Annotated in this window: 10 protein-coding genes and 6 pseudogenes; 8 read left to right on the top strand and 8 right to left on the bottom strand. The window is 74.0% G+C overall.

The window, feature by feature from the left end; all coding sequences use genetic code 11:
* Window positions 1-37: 37 nt before the first annotated feature.
* Window positions 38-2,697 (bottom strand): annotated as a pseudogene (locus DEJ15_RS09850) (phosphoenolpyruvate carboxylase).
* A 141-nt stretch (window positions 2,698-2,838) separates the two neighbouring features.
* Window positions 2,839-3,507 (bottom strand): biliverdin-producing heme oxygenase, encoded by a 669-nt coding sequence (locus DEJ15_RS09845; RefSeq protein ID WP_110825417.1) that lies wholly within the window; start codon window positions 3,505-3,507, stop codon window positions 2,839-2,841.
* 75 nt (window positions 3,508-3,582) lie between these two features.
* Between DEJ15_RS09845 and DEJ15_RS18360 the strand changes: the two are divergent.
* The 3 genes and pseudogenes from DEJ15_RS18360 to DEJ15_RS09835 all read left to right on the top strand — a co-directional run.
* Window positions 3,583-3,939, top strand: a pseudogene (locus tag DEJ15_RS18360) (siderophore-interacting protein); the annotation flags it as partial.
* Window positions 3,940-4,033: 94 nt separating this feature from the next.
* Entirely contained in the window at window positions 4,034-4,444 is a 411-nt protein-coding gene (locus tag DEJ15_RS18355) for a siderophore-interacting protein (protein ID WP_349814877.1), read from the top strand.
* A gap of 140 nt (window positions 4,445-4,584) precedes the next feature.
* Window positions 4,585-5,088: a GIY-YIG nuclease family protein gene (locus DEJ15_RS09835; RefSeq protein WP_284174911.1), complete on the top strand. Its 504-nt coding sequence runs from the start codon at window positions 4,585-4,587 to the stop codon at window positions 5,086-5,088.
* 161 nt (window positions 5,089-5,249) lie between these two features.
* On the opposite strand, the gene DEJ15_RS09830 is transcribed toward DEJ15_RS09835, so the two are convergent.
* The 4 genes from DEJ15_RS09830 to DEJ15_RS09815 form a co-directional block, all read right to left on the bottom strand.
* Window positions 5,250-5,978: a putative endonuclease domain-containing protein gene (locus DEJ15_RS09830; RefSeq protein WP_284174910.1), complete on the bottom strand. Its 729-nt coding sequence runs from the start codon at window positions 5,976-5,978 to the stop codon at window positions 5,250-5,252.
* Between the two features lie 349 nt (window positions 5,979-6,327).
* Window positions 6,328-6,594: a hypothetical protein gene (locus DEJ15_RS09825; RefSeq protein WP_284174909.1), complete on the bottom strand. Its 267-nt coding sequence runs from the start codon at window positions 6,592-6,594 to the stop codon at window positions 6,328-6,330.
* 423 nt (window positions 6,595-7,017) lie between these two features.
* Window positions 7,018-7,620 (bottom strand): hypothetical protein, encoded by a 603-nt coding sequence (locus DEJ15_RS09820; protein WP_110825413.1) that lies wholly within the window; start codon window positions 7,618-7,620, stop codon window positions 7,018-7,020.
* Window positions 7,621-7,779: 159 nt separating this feature from the next.
* A complete protein-coding gene (locus DEJ15_RS09815; RefSeq protein WP_110825412.1) occupies window positions 7,780-7,974 on the bottom strand; it encodes a zinc transporter permease in 195 nt (64 codons plus the stop codon).
* Window positions 7,975-8,101: 127 nt separating this feature from the next.
* Between DEJ15_RS09815 and DEJ15_RS09810 the strand changes: the two are divergent.
* The 5 genes and pseudogenes from DEJ15_RS09810 (at window position 8,102) to DEJ15_RS09800 (ending at window position 12,666) form a co-directional block, all read left to right on the top strand.
* A pseudogene (locus DEJ15_RS09810) lies at window positions 8,102-9,071 on the top strand (acetylxylan esterase).
* 284 nt (window positions 9,072-9,355) lie between these two features.
* Window positions 9,356-9,688: pseudogene (locus DEJ15_RS18350) on the top strand (GNAT family N-acetyltransferase); the annotation flags it as partial.
* Between the two features lie 100 nt (window positions 9,689-9,788).
* A pseudogene (locus DEJ15_RS18345) lies at window positions 9,789-10,355 on the top strand (ABC transporter permease subunit); the annotation flags it as partial.
* A 463-nt stretch (window positions 10,356-10,818) separates the two neighbouring features.
* Window positions 10,819-11,592, top strand: a complete 774-nt coding sequence (locus DEJ15_RS09805) for an amino acid ABC transporter ATP-binding protein (RefSeq protein WP_110825409.1) — start codon at window positions 10,819-10,821, stop codon at window positions 11,590-11,592.
* Between the two features lie 264 nt (window positions 11,593-11,856).
* On the top strand, window positions 11,857-12,666 hold the full coding sequence (locus DEJ15_RS09800; protein ID WP_284174907.1) for a transporter substrate-binding domain-containing protein: 810 nt from the start codon (window positions 11,857-11,859) through the stop codon (window positions 12,664-12,666).
* 289 nt (window positions 12,667-12,955) lie between these two features.
* On the opposite strand, the gene DEJ15_RS09795 is transcribed toward DEJ15_RS09800, so the two are convergent.
* Window positions 12,956-13,438, bottom strand: coding sequence for an LLM class oxidoreductase (locus tag DEJ15_RS09795; RefSeq protein ID WP_284176312.1), 483 nt, complete (start codon window positions 13,436-13,438; stop codon window positions 12,956-12,958).
* Between the two features lie 367 nt (window positions 13,439-13,805).
* A pseudogene (locus tag DEJ15_RS09790) lies at window positions 13,806-14,051 on the bottom strand (LLM class flavin-dependent oxidoreductase); the annotation flags it as partial.
* Window positions 14,052-14,074 lie beyond the last annotated feature (23 nt).

The following is a 14,074-nucleotide window of genomic DNA, read 5'->3' as shown; positions in this document are numbered from 1 at the left end:
GGACGCGCTGACTCCCGCGACCCCGGTCCGGGGGGGATCAGCCCGTGTTCTGCAGTCCGGCGGCGATCCCGTTGACCGTCAACAGCAGCAGGCGGTGGTCCGCGTCGGTCGTGTCGGTGCTGCCCGAGGTGCGGATCGAGCGGAGCGCCCGGAGCTGCAGGTGCGACAGGGCGTCGACGTACGGAGAGCGGAGCCGCACGGCACGCGCGAGCACCGGCCGGTCCTGCAGGACGTCCTCGGCGCCGCTGATCCGCAGGACCCACGAGCGGGTGCGGTCCATCTCGGCGAGGACCTTCTGTCCGAGGTCACCGCGGTCCGCGAGTTCGAGGTAGCGGCGGGCGATCTGGACGTCGGTCTTCGCGAGCGACATCTCGACGTTCTTCAGCAGGGCGGCGAAGAGCGGCCACTCGGCAGCCGCGGTGCGCAGCAGCTCGAGGTCGCCGACCGCCTCGAGCGCGGACCCGAGGCCGTACCACCCGGCGAGGTTGATGCGCGCCTGCGTCCACGAGAACACCCACGGGATCGCCCGCAGGTCCTCGAGGGACTCGACGCTCAGGCCGCGACGGGCCGGACGTGATCCGAGCGGCAGGAGCCCGAGTTCCTCCATCGGCGTGACCCGTGCGAACCACGGCGCGAACCCGTCCGCCTTGACCAGGTCGTAGAACGCGGCGCGGGAGACGTCGTCGAGCTGCTGCGCCAGGTCGGCGAACCGCTCGGCTGCGGCCGCCGTGCGGGACTCGTTCGACGGCGAGGACGCGAACAGGGTCGCGGAGGCCATCTGCTCGAGGTGCCGGGCGGCGATGTCCTGGTCGCCGTACTGGGCGAAGATGACCTCGCCCTGCTCGGTGAGCTTGAGCCGGCCGTCGATCGACCCCGGCGGCTGCGCGAGCACGGCCTCGTTGGCGGGACCGCCGCCGCGACCGAGCGAGCCGCCGCGGCCGTGGAACAGCGTCAGTTCGACGTCGTTCGCCGCGGCCCACGTCGCGATGCGCGCCTGGGCGTCGTACAGCGCGAGGTTCGCCGACACGGGGCCGACGTCCTTCGACGAGTCGGAGTAGCCGAGCATGACCTCGAGCCGCCGACCGGTCGCGGCGAGGCGTCGCTGGAACGGCTCGGTCCGGACGGCCTCGTCGAGGATGTCGACACTGGCGTGCAGGTCGGCGAAGGTCTCGAACAGCGGGATCACGTCGAGCACCGGGGCGGCCTCGACCGAGCCGAGCGCGGCGACCGCGAGCTCGTGCACGTTCGCCAGGTCCGCCGCGGACTGCGTGAACGAGACGATGTACCGGCTCGCCGAACGGACGCCGTACCGACGCTGCAGGTCCGCGATGGTCCGGAAGACGGCGAGGACCTCCTCCGTCATCTCGCTGCGTGCTCCCCCCGGCCCGGATCTCCGCGAGGGCGGTGCGGTGGACCTGCGAGTGCTGACGGACCTCGAGTTCGGCGAGGTGGAAGCCGAAGGTCTCGACCTGCCACACGAGGTTCTGCAGCTCGCCGTTCGCGGCCCGGACGGCACCGGCGGCGGTCAGGGAGGCCTGCACGACGCGGAGGTCCGTGAGGAGCTCGTCGGGACCGCTGTACGCGAGCGGACGGTCGTCGCGGCGGGTGGCGTCGATGCGGGCGGCGATGAAGAGCAGTGCCCGACGGTGCGTCTCGTTCGGCGCGCGGATGCCGATGCGCTCGGCGACCTCCGGGTCGAGCGACTCCTGCGCCGCGACGAGGGCGGTGAGGCCGGCGTCCGCGGGGGGTGTGGTCGGCGTCGAGCGTCAGGCCGCTGCCGATCCGGGTGGCGGCGCGGGTGAGACCGAGCAGGATGTGCTCGGCCGCGATCTCGGCGGCCTGGCGCGTGACGTCGGCGGTGACGTGCGGGTTGCCGTCGCGGTCCCCGCCGATCCACGTGCCGAAGCGCACGAACGCCGGGGCCTGCACCGGGGCGCGGCCGGCGTCGTCGCCCTGCAGCCGGTCGTCGAGCAGTCGGTAGACCTGGGGCACGATCTCGAAGAGCGTCTGGTCGAACACGCTCATCGCGGTCCGGACCTCGTCCAACGGGGTGGGCCGGGTCGTCCGCAGCGGCGAGGTGCGCAGCAGCGTGGCGATCTCCTCGAGCAGACGTCGCTCGTTCTCGGCACGGGCGGTGGCGTTCTTCGTGCGGTCGCGTTCGTCGATGAGGTCCGTGATGCGACGGACACCCGTGGTCACCGCACGACGGCGGGCCTCGGTCGGGTGCGCGGTGAGGACCGGGTGGAACCGGAGCCCCTCGAGCCGGGCGGCGGCCTCGTCGGCGCCGACCTGCTCCACGAGCTCGACGAACGTGGCCGGGAAGGAGTCGCCCGGCAGGCCGCCGTCGTCGCCGCGCGACCGGAGCACGCGGACGCGGTGGTGCTCCTCGGCGAGGTTGACGAGGTGGAAGTACGAGGTGAAGGCGCGTGCGACCTCTTCGGCGCGTTCCGCCGAGAACCCCGCGACGACCGCCTCGGCCCGCGCGGCTCCGTCGGCGTCGGTGTTCTCGTACGCGTGGATGACCGCCTGGCGCAGCGCCTCGACGTCGCGCAGCAGGTCGGGCCCGCCGGTCTCGCTGAGCACCCGGCCGAGCAGGTTGCCGAGGTACCGGACGTCGGCGCGGAGGTCGCTGTCGACCGCTCCGCTGACGTCGTCACGCGCCCGCCCGTGGCGCGTCGAGCCGTCGATCGTCGTCATGGAGGTCCTTCCCGGGTCGGTCCGGGCTGTCCCGCCCGGGTCGGTCCGGGCTGTCCCGGCGTGGCAGCAGCGTACCGGCCAGTGCAGCCTCGTGACGACGACCGTCCGGACGGGCGGACCAGCGGCGGCCCGCAGGGTGGGTCAGGCCGGGTCGGCGAGGACGGACGGCAGCCGCGTGCCGTCGACCGCCGCGAGCAGCCCGGCGTCGAGCCGGTACGCGAGTTCGACCTCGGCGATGACCCGCTCCCGCTCGTCCTCCGTCCACGGGGCCGCGTCGAGTTCCGCCCGGTAGGTGTCCGTGAACGCGGCGGGATCGGCCACCTGGTCGAAGATCCACAGCAGGACGCCGTTCGTCTCGAACCCGAACTGGTCGGCGAGCAACCGGCCGAGCGCGTGGCCGCCGGTCAGGTCGCCGAGGTACCGCGTGTAGTGGTGTGCGACGAACCCGCCCGGCCACGTCGCCGCGACCTCGTTGAGCCGTCGCACGTACGCCGTCGTCGCCGGCAGCGGCGTGAGCAGCTCGTCCCAGTCGGGCCCGACCAGGTACTCGAGGTCCGCGCGGATGCCCGGCATCCTGGTCAGTCGGCTCGTCACGAACGGGGCCGCGACGGGGTGGTCCGCCATCCGGTCCGCCGCGCGTTCGAGGGCGTCGTACACGAACGCGTACTGCCCGAGCAGTGCCGCGTAGTCGGCGACGTCGCACCGCCCCTCGACGAGGTCGTGCATGAAGCCGTGCCCGGCCGAGACGCCGTGCGAGCGCCGGGTCCGGGCCCGCAGCGCCTCGGAGAACGGGACGACGTTCGTGCTCATGAGGTGAGGCTAACCTCACTTGGTGCCCGTCGTCACGCACCGACGGGAAGACCCAGGAAAGGAGGCTCGTCCCCGATGAGCCCGAAGCCGAACCGCCCGCAGCACGTCCTGGTCGTCGTCCGGACCGAACGACTCACCCCGCACATGGTGCGCGTGCACCTCGGAGGACCCGGGTACGACGCCTTCGTCGGCGACGCCGACCCGGAACGCCTGGCGATGACGGACAAGTACGTGAAGCTGCTGCTCCCGCAACCGGGCTCCGGGCTGCGACCGCCGTACGACCTGGAGGCCCTCCGCGCGACGATGCCGAAGTCGGACCTGCCCGCCCGCCGCACGTACACGGTGCGCGCCGTGGACCCGCTCGCACGGACCATCGCGATCGACTTCGTCGTGCACTCGTCGGCAGGGCACGGCGACGACGGACTCGCCGGGCCCTGGGCGGTCGCCGCGCAGCCCGGGGACCGCATCGCACTGTCCGGTCCCGGCGGCGGGTACGCACCCCCCGACCGACCCGACCGTCACGCACGTGCTGCTCGGCGACGACAGCGCCCTGCCCGCGATCGGTGCCGCCCTGGAGGCGATGCTCCCCACCGCCACGGGTGTCGCCCTGGTCGAGGTGGCCGGCCCCGCCGACGAACAGCCGCTCGTGCACCCGACGGGCGTCACGCTGCGGTGGCTGCACCGCGACGCGGTCGGGGCCGAGCCCGGCACGCTGCTGCTGGCGGCGACCCGAGAGCTGCCCAGGGCCTCCCGGCCGGTCCGGGTCTTCGCGCACGGCGAGCGTGCCGCGATCAAGGCGATCCGTCGGGTCCTGCAGGACGACTGGGGACTCGAGAAAACGGACATGTCACTGTCGGCCTACTGGGCGCTCGGGCGCGCCGAGGACCGGTTCCAGGAGGAGAAGCGCGAACCCGTCGGGGTGGTCTTCCCCGGCTGAGCTGCCGCCACCGGCCGGTCGGACGGGAGGCCCGCCGCGCGTCGGTGGTCGCCGGTAGCGTCCCGCGCATGGTCCGGCCCCGAGACGTCCCGCGCTGCTGCGTGCCCGGCTGCGACCGCACGACCACGGACGGCGTGCCCGTGCCGCTGTGCCTCGGACACGTCACCCTGGTCGGCGACTTCGCCGCGGAGCACGTCGGCGTCGAGGACCTGCTGCCCGGCCCGTGCATCGTGTGCGGCGGACGCATCGGCGTGCGCTTCCCGACCGGGATCCTCTGTGCCGTGTGCGAGTGGCGGTTCGGCGACGTGCCGGACGGCGAACTCGGTGCGCCGCGGGTCGACGTCGTCTACTACCTGCGGATGCGCGACGAGAGCGGGGACCGGGTCAAGATCGGCACGACCGCGAACCCGCGGCAACGGCTCGGGCGGATCGCGCACCAGGACCTGCTCGGGTTCGAGCGGGGCGACCGGACGCTCGAACGACGGCGACACGCCGAGTTCGCGGCCTCGCGCTACCCGGGCACCGAGTGGTTCCGCGTGACGCCGGAGCTCCTGGCGCACGTGGGCACGGTCGCCGCGGGCGCCCCGGACCCGTGGGCGCTGCACACGCGGTGGGTCAGCGAGGCGCTGGCGCTCCGGGTCTGAGGCAGCGAGCGGCGCTCCGGGCCTGAGGCAGCGAGCGGCGCTCTGGTCCCGAGGCAGCGAGGGGTCCGAGGCAGCGAGGGGTCCGAGGCAGCGAGCGGCGCTCCGGACCCGAGGCAGCGACCGGCGTCCCGCGCCTGGCACGCGGTCGGCGGCGACCGCGGTCAGCGGGCGTAGGCGTCGACGAAGAGCGGGCCGCGGATCTCCCGCAGGACGTCGACGAGCCGGTCGACCGTCCGGCCGGACACGCCGGACACCTGGAGGTCCCACGGACCGAGTGCCGGCAGCCGCCCGGTGCGGATGCGCACGACCTCCCACCCGACGGCACGGGTGGCGCGGTCCTTCCGGCGGTCGGAGTCCTCGCGGGAGCCCACGTGCTCGAGCCCGTGCCGCCCGGTCGAGTCGTACTCGATCGCGACGCGGAGCTCGGGCAGCACGATGTCCGGCCAGACCTCGACGTGCTCGTGGAACGGCCGGTCCAGGCGGATCGCGGTGTGGTCGAACGTCAGGTCGAGCCGGTCGCGCAGCGCTGCGCGGAGCTCCGCCTCGACCGCCGAGGCCGGCGCCGGGGCACACCGACTGACGAAGGACTCCCCCCGACGGCAGGCGCGGGGTCTTCGGGCAGATGGTCCGGGGTGCGGCCGAGCGGGCACCGCCGGTCCGTCCGGTGCGGCGGCTCCCCCCGGCGCGTCGACGCCACCGCGCCGCTCGGCACCGCGGACGAGGAGGCCCCGGTGGCGACGGCGCGGGCACCACCGCGCGCGGGCGCGGCCGGCAGCGTCTGCCGACCGGTCGTCCGCACGGCGCGCTGCGGGACGGGGACCCCGCTCGGCCAGTCCTCCGGCAGGACCGGCCAGCGCTGCGGCTGGGCGAGCACCGCACACTCCGGGCACCACACGGACCTTCGGCGCTCACGCCCCGGCCGGGACCGCTGCTCGGACGGTGTCGCGACGAACACGTGGCCGACGTCGCACTCCCACGTCAGCAGGACGTCGGCGGCCGGCGGCACCTGCGTGAGGACGACACCGGCGTTCCACTCCGGGTGGTACTGCCGCACGAGGACCGGCCACGACGCCCACTCGGCTCGGAACTCCCCCCACGGCGTAGGGCACCGGGACGCCGCGCGACCACTGTCGGCGGCGCCACCACGCATCGACTGGTTCGGCCACGAGCGGCACGGTAGGACGAGCCACCGACACCGACCGGATCGGCCCTCGCCGACACCGACCGGGACCGCTTCGCTCAGGTCGGCGGGGTGACGAACGTGAACCGCTCGGGACCGGCGTCGGACCCGTCGTCGAGCACGCGGATGCCGGACTCGCGGCAGGCGGTGATGCCGTCGCGGTGCACGCGCTCCGGCCGAGGCCGCTTCGGGACGCCGGCGCTGCCGAAGACGGCCCACGCGTTCGCCGCCGCGGCGCTCGTGAAGCGGGTGCTGTACCGGACACCGGCGAACCCCGCCGCGTCGAAGGCCCGGGCCCACGCCTGCGGCACCCGGTAGTCGCCCATCGTCTGCAGCTCCGCCCCCCACGCCGGACCGGACCGCGAGCGGGTCGGTGACGTCGGCGAAACGGCGGCCACGGGAGGCGCGCGCGGCCACGACGACCATCTCCCGAGCCCGTGCCGCGAACACGGTGTTCGTGGTCAGGGTGTGGTGTGCGAGACGCTCCCGCACGGCGACCTCCACCGAGTCCGCCCAGTAGCAGGTGCCCCGCGGAGCGGCGAGGTCGAAGCGGCCGCCGTCGATCCCGTCCGCGTCCGCCGGGGTCGAGGCGAACCACCAGGCACCGCGGTCGTGCCGCTTCGCCCGGTAGAAGGTGGTGCCGCGCGACTCCGCCGCGGGGGAAGGCCGACAGGTCGACGCCCGCGTCCGGGGGCTGCTGGGCGACGTCGCTGCGCCGGGGCTCGTGTGCCGGAGTCATCGCGCGCGGCTCAGGCGTCCGCGTGCCAGGCGTTCGCCGCGCGACGGGCGGCAGTGAGCACGGGCTGCACGCGACCGTCCCGGAGCGCCTGGGCGGCGGTCGTCCCGCCGAACTCGTCGGCGACGGTGTTCAACCAGAGCGCGCTGCCCCACGGGTCGATGCCGTCGCGGTCGAGCAGGTCGAGGACCTCCCGCAGGTGCGGGAGCGGGGCGCCGGAGGCACCGAACTGGAACGACGGGAAGATGCGGGTGCCGTCCCCGATCTTCAGGCCGAGCAGGTCGCGCTTCTGGCTCGCCTTGTGGATCGCCTGCCGGCTCACACCACGCCAGGTCGCGAGCGAGGTCGTGTCGTAGAACGGCCCGATGAGGGCGTCCGCCTCGTGCTTCACTGCGGGCAGGGCGGCGAGCATGCGTTCGGCCAGCGCGTCGACGTCCGCAGAGTCGGAGAGCGCGCCGTCCGCCCGGCCCTGCCGGACGAGGTCGGTGACCGCCTCGACCAGTGCGGTCTCGGTGGCGGAGAGCCCCCGGCCCGCGCGGCGGTCCGCGTCGGCCGTGGCGCCGGAGCGCTGAGCGCTCGCACCGCGGGTGGCCGAGCGGTGCAGTGTCGATTCCAAGCCGGACTCCTGTCGTCAACCGTGTCAACCACACGCTACGCGCGGGGCGACAACCGTGTCAACCCGTCCTGCCGGTTCCGCTCCCCCGACCGCCGGACGGGAGGTGCGGTGCGCTTCCGGCACCGCGCCTCCCGTCCGGCGACCCCGCGTCAGCGGGTGTCAGTGCTCGTCGTAGTGGTCCTCGTGACGGGCGTGACGGTGCCCGTCGTGGACGAAGTCGACGTGGTCGTCGTGCTCGACGGTCTCGTGCTCGCCGCCGTCGCGCTCGTGATCGTGCTCCTCGACGCCGTGTTCGGCGACGCGGTGCTCGCCCTCCGCGGGTCCGTCGACGGTGGGGTCGGTCGTGTCGGTCATGGTGCCGTCCTTTCGTGAGATCGGTTCTCATGGCAACCGTACGGGCTCGTCCCCCCCGATGTCCGCCGGCGGACCGGCAGACCCGTCGGACCTTCCCCGGGACGCCGTGCCGTGCCAGGGTCGGACCGTGTACACCGACATCACCGGACCGGACCTCACCTCGTACCGCGGCAGCGTCGCCGAACCGGACGACTTCGACGACTTCTGGCGACGCACCCTCGCGGCAGCGCGGGAGCACCCCGTCGCCGTACGGACCGAGCGGGTCGACACCGGCCTCACGACGGTCGACACCTACGACGTCTCGTTCGCCGGCTGGGACGGGCAGCGCGTCGCCGCGTGGCTGACGGTCCCCGCGGGCAGCAGCGCCGACGCTCCGCTCCCCGCCGTCGTGGAGTACCTCGGCTACGGCGGTGGACGCGGCCTGCCCACCGAACGCCTGCTCTGGGCGTCGTCGGGCGTCGCGCACCTGCTCATGGACACCCGCGGCCAGGGCTCCGGTTGGGCGACCGGCGACACCCCGGACCCGGACGGCAGCGGACCGGCGATCCCCGGCGTGATGACCCGCGGCATCGAGTCGCCCGACACGTACTACTACCGGCGCCTGACCACCGACGCGGTCCGCGCCGTCGACGCCGTCCGCGACATCGACCTCGTCGACGGCCGACGGGTCGCGGTGCTCGGCGGCAGCCAGGGCGGCGGGATGGCGATCGCCGTCGCCGGTCTGGTGGAGGGACTGGCCGGGGTGTTCCCCCCGCGTGCCGTTCCTCTGCGACCACCGGCACGCCACGCAGATCACCGACGCCTACCCGTACCACGAGGTCGTCGACTACCTGGCGACGCACCGCACCGCCACGGAGCAGGTGTTCGGCACGCTCGCGTACTTCGACGGCGTCCTGCACGCGGCCCGTGCGACCGCACCGGCGTGGTTCTCGGTCGCGCTGATGGACCCGATCTGCCCGCCCTCGACCGTCTACGCGGCCTACAACGCCTGGGGTGGCCCGAAGGAGATCACCGTCTGGGAGTACAACGGCCACGAGGGCGGCGGGGCGCACGAGGACGCCGACACGCTGCCGCGGCTCCGGGAGCTGTTCGGCTGACACCGGAGCGACCACGGCGACCGGCCAGCGGGCGAGCACCGGCTCGGTCACCGGGGGAGGGCCACGATGTGACGCTGCGTTGCGCCGTGTAGCGCCGTGTTGCGGAGTGTGCCGCCGTGTTTCGTCCTCCGTTGTGAGCGGGGCGCAGCCCTCGTACCGTCGGGCCACCGACCGGCACCCGCCGGCCGGGTCACCGACGTGAGGGACACCGATGACCGACACGGCCCCGGCGCACACCGCCTCCTCCCGCACGCTCGTGTTCCGCACGGTGCACCCCGACGACCCTGCCGTCGCCCCGCTGCTCGCCGACCTGGAACACGAGTACGACACCCGGTACGGCGACTCCTCCGACGAGCCGGCTTCGGTCGAGCTCCGGCGTTGGCCGGCGGAGGACTTCGTCGCCCCCCCGCGGTGCCTTCGTCCTGCTGTTCGAGGACGACCAGCTCGTCGCCGGCGGCGCGTTCAAGCCGTACGACGCGGAGACCGTCGAGCTCAAGCGCATCTGGACCGCGCCGGCCGCACGCGGGCGGGGGCTCGCCGGGCTCGTCGTCGCCGAACTCGAGGCAGAAGCCCGCCGCCGTGGGTTCCGCCGCGTCCACCTGACCACCGGGCCGCGGCAGCCCGAGGCGGTCCGGCTCTACCTCCGCTCCGGGTACACCCCCCCGGTTCGACCGCGGACGGCCGCCGGAGGAGATCGGGATCCACCCCTTCGAGAAGGTGCTCGACGAGGCGGAGGCGGAGCGGGCCTCCCGTCCGGAGACCGACCCGGACGTCGTCCTGGCGGGGCGCGCCGCGCTCGACCGGCCTGTCGTGCCGCTCCGGCACCCGCTGCGGTGGCTCGCCGCCGCGGTCGTCCTCGTGCTCGTGCTGAACCTGGTGCAGACGCTGTTCACCAACCCGTCCTGGGGGTGGCCCCGTGTCGGGACGTGGCTGTTCAGCCCGGCGATCCTCACCGGACTGCAGCTGACCCTCGTCGCGACCGCGTTGAGCGCGGTGATCAGCTTCGCCGGTGGAGTCCTCGTCGCGGTCGCCCGGATGTCGCCGAACCCGGTGTTGTCCGGGCTCGCCTGGGGCTACGTCTGGCTGTTCCGGTCGGTGCCGCTCATCCTCGTGCTCGTCTTCCTCTACAACCTCGGCTCGCTGTACCCGTCGATCGGCGTCGGGATCCCCTTCGGGCCGCAGTTCACCGTGCCGACGACCGACCTGCTCGGCGACCTGGCGATCGGGGTGCTCGCGCTGAGCCTCAGCGAGATCGCCTACGCGTCGGAGATCGTCCGCGCCGGGGTCCTCGCCGTCGACACCGGGCAGCGTGAGGCGGCGCAGGCGCTCGGACTCCCCCCGTCACCGACAGTTCCTGCGGATCGTGCTGCCCCAGGCCCTCCGCTCGATCGTGCCGGCGTTCGTCAACCAGCTGATCGGGCTGCTCAAGGCGTCCTCGCTGCTGTTCTACGTCTCGCTGCTCGACCTGTTCGGGGTGGTGCAGAACCTGTCGAGCACCTACCCGACGGACGTCATCCCGCTGCTCGTCGTCGCGACGCTCTGGTACCTCGCACTCACCAGCGCCGTGTCGGTCGTGCAGTACCACGTCGAGCGGTGGACGGCCCGCGGCTCGGTGCGCGAGCTGCCGCCGACCCCCCTGGCAGCGGATCCGTGCCGCGCTGCGGGCTGCCCGCCGCACCGCCGCCACCCGTTCCACGACCACGGCGTCCGACCCGTCCGTCGCGACGACCGCCGTCAGGAGCACCCGATGACCGCCGCCGTCTCCGTCCGGAGTGCCGTGAAGGCGTTCGGCGACCACGTCGTCGTCGACGGCGTCGACCTCGACCTGCCCGCCGGGAGCGTGACGGCGGTGCTCGGACCCTCCGGGTCGGGCAAGTCGACACTCCTCCGCGCGATCAACCACCTGGAGCCGCTCGACCGCGGTGTCGTCACCATCGGTGGCGAGCCGGTCGGGGTCCGCGTCCGTCGCGGCCGCGACGGCCGTGAACGCCTCGAGGAGCTGCCCGAACGGATCATCCTGCGGCAGCGCTCCCGGATCGGGTTCGTGTTCCAGCACTTCAACCTGTTCCCGCACCTCACCGCGCTCGAGAACGTCGTCGAGGGGCCGGTCGCCGCCGGGGTCCCCGCCGACGCTGCCCGGGCACGCGGCAGACAGCTCCTCGACCGGGTCGGGCTCGGTGACCGCGCGGACAGCCGACCACGGCAGCTGTCCGGCGGCCAGCAGCAGCGCGTCGCCATCGCCCGGGCGCTCGCGCTCGAGCCCTCGGTGGTGCTGCTCGACGAGCCGACGTCGGCGCTCGATCCGGAGCTCGTCGGCGAGGTGTTGTCCGTCATCGCGGACCTCGCCCGGTCCGGCACCACGCTCGTCGTCGTCACGCACGAGGTCGCCTTCGCCCGCGAGGTCGCCGACCACGTCGTGTTCCTCGACCGCGGCCGCGTCGTCGAACAGGGACCGCCGTCGCAGGTCATCGATGCGCCGGCGCACCCGCGCACCCGCGACTTCCTCGCCCGCGTGCGCTGACCGCGCGGCTCTCCCACACCCCGTCCCCACCCGATCCCCTCGTCTGGAGCACCATGTCCTCGAACCCCGTCTCCCTCCGCCGGCGGCACCGTGCCGGCGTCCTCGTCCTCGCGGCCGGCGTCGTCGTCGCACTCGCCGGCTGCTCAGCGAACGCCGCGGCCGAATCCGCCGGCGCGGACGACGGCTCGGTCACGATCGGCGCCGCCGCGAACGGTGCCGCGACCGAGACCACGCTCGACGTCGCGGCCGACCCCGCCCTGCACGATGCCCTCCCCCGCCGACGTGCAGGCCTCGGGGAAGCTCGTCATCGGCGTCGGGGCCCTGCCCGCCGGGTTCCCGCCGCTCGCCTTCACCGGGGACGACCAGAAGACGCTCACCGGCTCGGAGCCGGACCTCGGCCGCCTCGTCGCCGCGAAGCTCGGTCTCCGGGCGGAGGTGTCGAACGCGACCTGGGACAACCTCTTCGTCGGCATCGACGGCGGCAAGTTCGACGCCGGGTTCTCGAACATCACCGTGACCGAGCAGCGCAAGGAGAAGTACGACTTCGCGTCCTACCGGCAGGACGAACTCGCCCTGCAGGTACCGGCCGACAGCGACCTGTCCTTCGACGGCGACCCGTCCGTCCTCGCCGGGGAGACGATCGCCGTGAGCTCGGGCACGAACCAGGAGAAGATCCTGCTCGAGTGGCAGGAGCAGCTCGCGGCCGACGGGAAGACCGTCACGGTCAAGTACTACCCGGACGGCAACGCGGTGAAGCTGGCCCTCGACTCGGGGAAGATCGACGGGTACTTCGGCCCGAACCCGACGATCGCCTACCAGAACAGGCAGAGCGCGGGTGGGGCGCACCCCACGAAGACGGCGGGCACGTACTCCGGAGCCGGGGCGGACCTGCAGGGGCTCATCGCGGCGACGACGAAGAAGGGCAGCGGTCTCGCGGATCCGATCGCGGACGCCCTCGACGAGCTCATCGAGGACGGCACCTACGCGGAGTGGCTGCGGGCGTACGGCCTGTCGAACGAGGCCGTCGAGCACTCGGAGGTCAACCCCGAGGGACTGCCGCTCGACAACAGTTGACGCACGGCTCCCGCGCTGGCACGACGCGCCGCTCACCTCCCCCGGTGGGCGGCGCGTCGTGCGTTGCCGCCGTCGTCCGCGCAGCGGCGACGGGCCGACGGTCCGCCGGGACGCACGGTGGCGGACGGGAGGCGCGGTGTGCGCCGGCACCGAGCCTCCCGTCCGGCGGCAGGACCGCACCCCGCGCGAGCGGGCGCGACCCGGGTCGCGCGGCGCGCCGGGCTCCAGGCGACGCCAGGCCTCAGCGACGCCTGGCCTCAGCGACGCCTGGCCTCAGCGACGCCGGGCCTCAGGCGACGACGACCGCCTCGGCGGTGCGGCGGGCCCACTCGGCGGCGAGCAGCTCGTAGGACCGCACCCGTGCGGCGTGCTCGTGCGTGATCGTCGTGACGAGGAGCTCGTCCGCACCGGTGACCCGGCGGAGCACCTCGAGCCGGTCCGCGACGTGCCCGGCGTCCCCGACGAAGCGGGCGGCGATGCGGTCGCGGACGGACGCGGCGGCGGCTGCGTCGAGCGGGGTCGCGCGGGCCTCGTCCGGCGTCGGGTACGCGATCGCGCCGATGCCGGAGCGGATCGAGCGCACCCACTGCCCGTAGCCGTGCGCGAGTTCCTCGGCCTCGGCGGTCGAGCGGCCGACGACGACGTCCGCGGACACGATGACGTACGGCTCGTCGAGCACGCCGGGGCGGAAGGCCGCGCGGTACGCCTCGACGGACGCCAGGACGGTGCCGGGTGTGGAGTGGTAGTTCGCGCCGTAGGGCAGACCGAGCACCCCCCGCGATCCGGGCGCTCTCGCCGCCGGTCGAACCGTGGACCCAGAGCTCGACGTCCGCACCGGTCGCCGGTGGCGCCTCGACGACGGCGCCGTCACGCTCCCAGGTGCCGGCGAAGAGGGCACGGACCAGGGCGAGTTCGTCCTCGAACCGGTCGACGTCACCGGGCACGCGGCCGAGGAGCTCCCCCTGCAGGGCGAACCGGCTCCCGGGGGCGATGCGGAGGTCGAAGGGCGCGGGCAGGAGCAGCCCGTCCACCTCGGTGTCCGCGCGCGGGGCGAGCGCGGGCGGCTTCGGGGTGCCCGGAGCGGGTGCGCCCGAGCGGCCGAGACCGAGGTCGAACCGCGGCCCGTACAGCCCGGTGAGGGTGCCGAAGGTCTCGGCGATCTGCAGTCCGCGGACGTTCCCGACCAGGGTCGCTGCGCTGCCGACCCGGATCGACGTGGTGGCACCGGCGACGGCACCCATGACGACGGTCGGCGCACTGCCCGCGACGCCCGGGTTGAGGTGGTGCTCGGCGAGCCAGTACCGGGCGTAGCCGGCGCGCTCGGTGACGACGGCGAGGTCGATCGTCTCGTGCAGGGCCGCCGTGGCGGACGAACCGCTGCGCACGGGGACGAGGTCGAGCACCGAGA

The organism is Curtobacterium sp. MCJR17_043 (assembly GCF_003224315.2).
In the GTDB taxonomy this organism is placed as follows: domain Bacteria; phylum Actinomycetota; class Actinomycetes; order Actinomycetales; family Microbacteriaceae; genus Curtobacterium.
Note: the sequence above shows the minus strand (reverse complement) of the source record. Positions and strands in the feature narration are given on the sequence as shown.

Coding starts and splice junctions, on each gene's coding strand:
- DEJ15_RS09825 (WP_284174909.1), bottom strand. CDS start 6,594: ATGGGCGACTACCGGGTGCCGCAGGCGTGGGCCCGGGCCTTCGACGCG.
- DEJ15_RS09805 (WP_110825409.1), top strand. CDS start 10,819: ATGACCGCCGCCGTCTCCGTCCGGAGTGCCGTGAAGGCGTTCGGCGAC.
- DEJ15_RS09815 (WP_110825412.1), bottom strand. CDS start 7,974: ATGACCGACACGACCGACCCCACCGTCGACGGACCCGCGGAGGGCGAG.
- DEJ15_RS09800 (WP_284174907.1), top strand. CDS start 11,857: ATGCCCTCCCCCGCCGACGTGCAGGCCTCGGGGAAGCTCGTCATCGGC.
- DEJ15_RS09845 (WP_110825417.1), bottom strand. CDS start 3,507: ATGAGCACGAACGTCGTCCCGTTCTCCGAGGCGCTGCGGGCCCGGACC.